General features: G+C 66.6%; 6 protein-coding genes. All 6 read right to left on the bottom strand.

From position 1 onward, the window contains the following. Window positions 1-1,935: methyl-accepting chemotaxis protein (locus AC5P60_RS21140; RefSeq protein ID WP_495201821.1), on the bottom strand; the 1,935-nt coding region annotated here is incomplete at its 3' end. Between the two features lie 816 nt (window positions 1,936-2,751). After that, entirely contained in the window at window positions 2,752-5,127 is a 2,376-nt protein-coding gene (locus AC5P60_RS21135; protein WP_049456944.1) for a methyl-accepting chemotaxis protein, read from the bottom strand. A gap of 101 nt (window positions 5,128-5,228) precedes the next feature. Next, on the bottom strand, window positions 5,229-5,612 hold the full coding sequence (locus AC5P60_RS21130) for a hypothetical protein (RefSeq protein ID WP_005409515.1): 384 nt from the start codon (window positions 5,610-5,612) through the stop codon (window positions 5,229-5,231). Window positions 5,613-5,748: 136 nt separating this feature from the next. After that, window positions 5,749-6,240 carry a chemotaxis protein CheW gene (locus tag AC5P60_RS21125; RefSeq protein WP_005409516.1) on the bottom strand — a complete coding sequence of 164 codons (492 nt, stop codon included), beginning with the start codon at window positions 6,238-6,240 and terminating at the stop codon, window positions 5,749-5,751. A 232-nt stretch (window positions 6,241-6,472) separates the two neighbouring features. Then, window positions 6,473-7,246 (bottom strand): flagellar brake protein, encoded by a 774-nt coding sequence (locus AC5P60_RS21120; protein ID WP_005413239.1) that lies wholly within the window; start codon window positions 7,244-7,246, stop codon window positions 6,473-6,475. A gap of 202 nt (window positions 7,247-7,448) precedes the next feature. Continuing rightward, window positions 7,449-7,920: methyl-accepting chemotaxis protein (locus tag AC5P60_RS21115; protein ID WP_495201820.1), on the bottom strand; the 472-nt coding region annotated here is incomplete at its 5' end.

Raw genomic sequence — 7,920 nt, 5'->3', positions numbered from 1 at the left:
GGAGATCTCGGCCATGATGTCGGTCACGCGCTGCACCGAGGCGACGATCTCGCCCATGGTGCTGCCGGCCTGGTGGACCAGGCTGGAGCCTTCGGCGACCTTGCCGACCGAATCATCGATCAGGCCCTTGATCTCCTTGGCGGCAGCGGCCGAACGCTGGGCGAGGGTACGCACTTCGCTGGCGACCACGGCGAAGCCGCGGCCCTGCTCGCCGGCACGCGCGGCTTCCACTGCGGCGTTCAGCGCCAGGATGTTGGTCTGGAACGCGATGCCGTCGATGACGGAGATGATCTCGGCGATCTTCTTCGACGAGGCTTCGATGGCCGACATGGTGGTGACCACCTGGCCGACCACTTCGCCGCCCTGCGAAGCGACACCATGCGCGCCGATGGCGAGCTGGTTGGCCTGGCGGGCGTGCTCGGCGTTCTGGCGCACGGTGGAGGTCAGTTCCTCCATGGAGGCAGCGGTTTCTTCCAGGTTGGCGGCTTGCTGCTCGGTACGGTGCGACAGGTCGCTGTTGCCGGACGCGATCTCGCCAGCGGCGAGGGTGATGCTGGAGGCACTGGCCTGGATCTGGCCGACGATCTGGGTCAGCTGCGTAACGGTGGTGTTGGCGTCGTCGCGCATGCGTGCGAACACGCCCTGATAGTCGCCGTGCATGCGTGCGGTCAGGTCGCCTTCGGCGATGGCCGACAGCAACTGCGAGAGCTTGCCGAGGTTGTCATCGCTGACCGCCATCATTGCGTTGAGGTTTTCCAGCATCAGGCGGAAATCGTGATCGAAGCGCTGCGCATCACCGCGCTGGCTGAAGTCGCCGGCGGCGGCGGCACTGGCCAGCTGCTTGATCTCGGCATTGATGCGGCCGAGGTTGGCCTTGACGGTGTCGACGGTGGTGGTCATCGCCGCCTTTTCGCCGGGGTAGCGGGCGATGTCGCGGCTCAGGTCGCCGACTGCGTACTGTTGTACCACGTCCAGCACGTCATGCAGGGTCTGCACATGGCTGCCGACCAGGGTGTTGGTCTCCTGCACCATCAGCCCGTACTCGCCGGGGAAGACACTGGCGTCGATGCGATAGCTCAGTTCGCCGGCATCGTGACGGCGGGCCATTTCGCGCTGGCCGCCGATGACCGCATGCAGCTGCTGCTGCATGCCGGACATGGCCTCCAGCAGGCGACCGGGTTCGTCATGCGGCTGCGGGCCGATATGGCTGTCCAGCTTGCCATTGGCGATGCCTTCGGCGACGGCGGTAGCCTGCTTCAGCGGGCGCGCGATACGGTTGCCGATGACCCAGCTCAGGGCCAGCACGATCAGCACCAGCACACCACCGGAGATCGCCATGATGGCGGTGAACACCAGCGCCTGCCGCTGCACGTCGTCCATGTAGACGCCGCTGCTGACCACCCAGTTCCACGGCGCGAACAGGCCGGCGTAGGCGACCTTCTCGACCTCGCCCTTGCTGCCCGGCTTGGCCCATCGATAGTTGACGAAGCCACCGCCGGCCTTGGCCGCTTCGACCTGGTCGTAATAGATGCGCACGCCGTCGTCGGTACGGAAGTCCTTCATGTCCTTGCCGACCAGGTCCTTGCGGAACGGGTGCATCAGCAGGCGGTAGCCGGTGTCGTAGATGTTGAAGTAGTACGTATCGTTCTCGGCGCGCATCACTTCCAGGGCCTGCAACGCGGCGCTCTTCGCGGCGTCCTCGCTGAGTTCGCCGGTGCCGGCCAGGCGGTGGTAGTGCTGGAGGATGCCGTAGCTGAGTTCGACCTGGGTCTTCAGCGCGGTCTTGCGGGTCTCGGTGAGGTCCAGGTACTGCATGCGGGCGGCGATCACCGAGAGCGCGATCACGCCGAGCGCGATGAGCAGCGTCAGCAGGTTGAGCTTGCGCCGGACGGAGAGATTGCTGAAGTAGTGTTGCCAGCGATGCAGGAGATTCATCGAGCAGGACCAGGTCGAAACGGGCGGGCGGCGCCGAGCCGGTCAGCGGCGGGATACGCCGTGACAACCCCGTTATCGGCCGCTGGGGCGGGGGATTGAGGTGCGGTGTCCGAACGTATTCAGGTTTTCGTGCAGCGGCGGCTGCGGCGCTGCCTGCGGCAGGCTTTTGAAGCAACGGCAACAGCAACAGCAACAGCGGTTGGTCGGCGCTGGATTGTCAGTAAGTGGCTGGGGCGGCGTGGGCAGGCAGGACACGCCGTAAACCCCGCTCCGCGGTCCGGCCCAGCCGCTGGCGGCTGGGCGTTCGGGCGCTTGCGAAGCAGTGCTTCGCAAGCAAAGCGCCCTCACCCGTGGGGGCTCGATGGCGCCATCCATGGCGCCAACGGTCCTGCCTACCCATCCCGGCCCAGCCCTCTCGGCATTTCGGTGTCGGACGGAAAGAGCGTTGGGTTTCCAGGTGGAAAGAGGGGTCAGATCCGTTTTCCTGCGGAAAACGGATCTGACCCCGGAAGCGATGCAGCTGTCGCTCTTGCTCTTCCTTCTTCAATCCGGGGTGGACGCGCACGGAAATTTTCCGTGGCCGGGAGGGTGGGTTGCGCAGGGGCGTGAGCCGCATGGATGCGGCGACCGAGCTTACATGGACGTACTTGCAGCGGCCCCTGCGCAGCCCACCCTCCCGGCCAACCCTCGCTAGCCAAGCGCTTTTCGCGACCCACCCCGAGGGGCTTCGCCGTTGGCTGGATAATCAGATACCCCGTAAACAAAAACGCCCCAGCACAGGGCCAGGGCGTTCTCGTAACTCAGGTCAGGCAGGCATCAGAACTCCTGCCAGTCTCCGTCGGCAAGCTCGGTGGCCATCGGGCGACCACCCGCCGTGCGGCGGGCCGGCGGGGCAGCCGGGGCCGGGGCAGCCGGTGCAGCGGCACGCGGCGCCGGGGCGGTGACGCGCGGGGCGGCGACGACCTCGGCTTCGTCCACCACGAAGATCGACACCGCTTCGCTGAGCTGACCAGCCTGTTCTTCCATCGCACGCGCGGCAGCAGTCGCTTCTTCCACCAGCGCGGCATTCTGCTGGGTGGTTTCGTCCATCTGCACCACGGTCTGGTTGACCTGCTCGATGCCGGCCGACTGCTCCTGCGAGGCGGCGGAGATCTCGGCCATGATGTCGGTCACGCGCTGCACCGAGGCGACGATCTCACCCATGGTCGCGCCGGCCTTGTGCACCAGCGCCGAGCCGTCGTTGACCTTGCCGACCGAATCGTCGATCAGGCCCTTGATCTCCTTGGCGGCAGCGGCCGAACGCTGGGCGAGGGTACGCACTTCGCTGGCGACCACGGCGAAACCACGGCCCTGCTCGCCGGCACGCGCGGCTTCCACCGCGGCGTTCAGCGCCAGGATGTTGGTCTGGAAAGCGATGCCGTCGATGACGGAGATGATCTCGGCGATCTTCTTCGACGAGGCTTCGATGGCCGACATGGTGGTGACCACCTGGCCGACCACCTCGCCGCCCTGCGAAGCGACACCGTGCGCGCCGATGGCAAGCTGGTTGGCCTGGCGGGCGTGCTCGGCGTTCTGGCGCACGGTGGAGGTCAGTTCCTCCATCGAGGCAGCGGTCTCTTCCAGGTTGGCGGCCTGCTGCTCGGTACGGCGCGACAGGTCGCTGTTGCCCGAGGCGATCTCGCCGGCGGCCGAGCTGATCGCGCGGCTGGACTGCTTGATGCGGGTGACGATTTCACTCAGCTGCGCGGCGGTGGCGTTGGCGTCGTCGCGCATGCGGGCGAACACGCCCTGGTAGTCGCCGTGCATGCGCACGGTCAGGTCACCCTGCGACAGCGCGGCAAGCAGGCCGGAGATCTGTTCGATGCTGCCGGCATTGGCGTCCAGCAGGCCGTTGATCTGCTGGGCCAGCTGCAGGAAGAAGCCTTCCTTGTCGCTGGCGTCGATGCGGCCGGACAGGTCGCCGGCGGCGGCCTGGGCGATCACGCGCGCCACTTCGGCTTCGACCAGTGCTTCCTGGGTGCGGTCGCGCCATTCCACCACGTAGCCGACGGTGTCGCCGCCTTCGTTGCGGATGGTCGACACCACCTGCGCGAACTGGGCATCGCCGTACTGCATCGGGCGACGGGCGACGCCGTGGGCCTTCAGGTTGCCCAACAGCGTCTGGTCCATCTCGCCGCGGTGTTCCAGCACGGTGACCGGCTTGCCGATCAACGAGGCCTGGGCGTCGAAGTCCGGCAGGTCGCGGCGTACTTCATCCTGGTACTGGCTGAGGGTCTGCTGCAGGGCGCGGTTGCTGTAGACGATGGTGTTGCTGGTATCGGTCAGGTAGACACCGGTCGAGCTGTAGTCCAGCGCGGTGCGGATGCGCAGGTTCTCGCGGGCAACGGCCTGGTCGGTTTCGATGCGTTCGCGCAGGTCGCGCTGCATCCGCTGCATGGCCTGCATCAGTTCGCCCACTTCATCCTGGCGGCTGACGTCGATGTGGCCATCGAGCTTGCCGCCGGCCACGTCGTTGGCAACCGACACGGCGCCACGCACGCTGCCGACCAGGGCGCGGGCGAACAGCCAGACCAGCACCAGGCCGAGCGCGGCGCCGCCCAGCAGGGCGATCACGGTCAGCACGGCGGAGGCGGAATAGGTGGAAGCGGCCTCTTCGCGCGAGGCGCGGGCGAGGCGGTTGTCTTCGGCGATCAGCGCTTCCAGCGCCGATGCAGCCTTGCGGTGCTTGGTGCGGGTCTCGCCTACGAAGGTATCGATGGCATCGTCCGGCAGGTCCAGCTCCAGCATCTCGGTGACGCTGTCGTAGGAGGCCAGGGCGTCCTTCCATTCCTTGGCGAAGGTATCGAACAGCTTCTTCTGCTGCGCGTTGTCGACCAGCTTCGGGTATTCCTTGATCGACGTGTCCATGCTGGTGCGCAGGTCGACGGCCTGCTTGCGCGCGTCGGACTTGACGTCATCGCTGGCGCGGATCAGCTGCTGGTAGGCGGCATTGCGGTACTCGCCCAGCATGCCGCGCATCTCGCCGGCCATGCGGATGCTTTCCATGCGCGAACCGGCCAACTCGGTGGTGACGTTGTTCAGCGAATGCAGTCCGCGATAGGCGACGATGCCCTGCAGCAGCATCACCAGCAGGAGGACGCCGAAGGTCAACAGCAGCTTCGGCATCAGTTTCAGGTTGTTGATCCACGGCATGGGCGTTGCGATCTCCTAAGGCAGACGCGTCCGGGCGTCGGGCCCGGTTGCAGCAGAAACCACGCCGGCACAAGCTCCGGCGTGGTTCGACGGACAGCGGATTACTTGATGTTGGCCAGCTTCAGGCCCGCCGGCGAGCTGACTTCGATTTCCGCGCGCGAGGCGTCGCGCTGGATCTTGCCGATCACGCACACGGTCTTGCCTTCCAGGGTTTCCAGCGGGAAGGAGAACTTGCCGCGGTTCTCGCCGGCGATGCGGGCCGAGAAGGTGTGGCGCGGGAAAGCACCGCCCATGTACAGGAAGGTCGGCTGGCCTTCGGAACCTTCTGCGTAGCGGGCCTTTTCGACCTTGCCACAGACCATGCCGTCCTTGCCGACCGAACGCGGGGCCAGTTCCGGCGGGATCATGTCGGCCGCCTGGGCGAACGCGGAGGAAGCGGTGGTGGCCAGGACAGCGGCCGAAACGAACGCAAGCAGGGACTTCATCGAGGTGTATCTCCGGGGATGGTGATGGTCGTTCCGGTTCCGCGCGCTCCTGCGCGACCGGCTTCTGTCCCCCTATCGGCACTGCTGGGGGAAACTGAAGGGTTTTGTGACCAGAACGTGAAGCAGGTCCGATGGATCAGGCGGCAGCGTCTTCGGCGAGGGAGGCCTGGCCCATGTCGGCGCTGTCGAGCAGGGTCTCGATGTCCAGCAGGATCAGCATGCGGTCGTCGTGGGTGCCGATGCCGGAGATGAAGCGGGTGTCGACTGCAGCGCCGAACTCCGGGGTCGGGCGGATCTGCTCGGCCGACAGCGGGATCACGTCCGACACGCTGTCGACCACGATGCCGACCACGCGGTCTTCGACGTTGAGCACGATCATCACGGTGAAAGCGTCGTAGCGGGCGTTGTCCAGGCGCAGCTTCAAGCGCAGGTCGATGACCGGCACGATGGTGCCGCGCAGGTTGATCACACCCTTGATGTAGTCCGGGGCGTCCGGCACGCGGGTGACCGCATCGTAGCCACGGATCTCCTGCACCTTGAGGATGTCCACGCCGTAGTGCTCGGCGCCGAGGGTGAAGCTGAGGAATTCGCCACCGGCGCTGGCGGCGGAGCTGGTCTTGTCGTTCATCGAGGGGTCCTGGTTCTGCCGGAAGTCCCGGTGTCAGGCTCGATATCGGCCCCGCGTGGGGGGACTTTAGGTGCCGGGGGAGAGGTATCCACGCATGGCGTGGATCTGCCGCGGCGCGGCCGGCGCCCGTATATGGCGTGGATCCGCCGGAGATCGGTAGTGCCGGCCGCTGGCCGGCAACGGCGTCATGCGGGTTGCCGGCCGCCGGCCGGCACGAACGGTCGAACGGGCCTCAGAGCTCGCCGTTGCGGCGCGCCTTGCGCTGGCGGTCGATGCGGAAGATGTAGCGCTGGATGGCGCTGTCGCCGCCGCGCGGCAGGCTGTCAAAGCGCATTCCCACGCGCTTGACCTCGATGCCATTGGGCTGTCGCTGTGGCAGCAGGTTGCAGACCACCAGTTCGATGTCCAGGTCGGGGCCATCGGGCAGCGACAGCTGCGCCGGGTAGCGCTTCTGCAGGCCGAATACGGCGCAGTCGTTGGGAACCACTACGGCCAGGCCGCCACCGCTGATGTCCACCACCCGCATCGACAGCGCTTCGGCACGTGCTTCGCCGGGTGGCAGCAGCAGATGCGGCGAGTCGGTGACCGGGGTCTCCAGCCGGTACAGCTCACGGCGCTGCAGATGCACCAGTTCGTCCGGCAGCGGGGCGCGGAAGGCGACGTGGCCATCGTTGTCCACGCGCTGCAGTTCGTGCAGGCGGAACCGCACAAGGACACGTTCAAGCTGGGCGAAGCAGAGCAGGTGGTCGGCCTGCTCTGCGGCACGGTTCGATGCCTCCTGCGGGCTGCCGTCGAGCAGCAGGTAGTCTTCGTCCTCGTCGAGATCAAGCAGGGCGGTCGGGAAGGAACGATCCCGGCCGTCGATATGCGCGTTGATCAGTGATCGCTGGTCGATCAGCGAGCGCAGCAGCTGCCGCAGCTGGCGGGGGTTGCGGACCAGGAAGCGTTCGTCCGCGGCGTCGGCCGCGTGGACATCATGCAGTTCAGTGTCGTGGCCGTCGGACATGGAGTCTGTGATCAGGGGCGGGCGCCAGCACGTTGGTGCAGGCTCGATGGGGATATCGGCCTCTGCATTGGATTATGAAGTGAGATTTGCATCACTTTCCATGCATAAGGGGTCAGATCCCTTTCCCGTGGGAAAGGGATCTGGCCCCGTGGCCCGCCATGCTGGTGCATCCACCCCATGGGCGGATGCTTTCTGCGTGGGGTCAGAACTCCTGCCAATCGCCCTCGGCAGCCAGCGCCGGCTGGGCGGCCGACGCCCGCAGCGGCCGTGTCGGTACTGCCTTGGTGACGGGCAGGGCGGCCGCGACCTGGCGTGGCTGCGGTGCATTTGCCAAGCGTGCTGGCGCAGCGGCGACGCCCTGTGATGCCAGCCGGAAGCGCGCCACGGCTTCGCCCAGCTGCACGGCCTGGTCTTCCATGGCGCGCGCCGCAGCAGTCGCTTCCTCCACCAGCGCGGCATTCTGCTGGGTGGTTTCGTCCATCTGCACCACGGTCTGGTTGACCTGCTCGATGCCGGCCGACTGTTCCTGCGAAGCGGCGGAGATCTCGGCCATGATGTCGGTCACGCGCTGCACCGAGGCGACGATCTCGCCCATGGTGCTGCCGGCCTGGTGGACCAGGCTGGAGCCTTCGGCGACCTTGCCGACCGAATCATCGATCAGGCCCTTGATCTCC

Source organism: Stenotrophomonas sp. YJH_SMC_120 (assembly GCF_059368675.1).
This window is presented reverse-complemented; position numbering and strand designations above follow the sequence as displayed.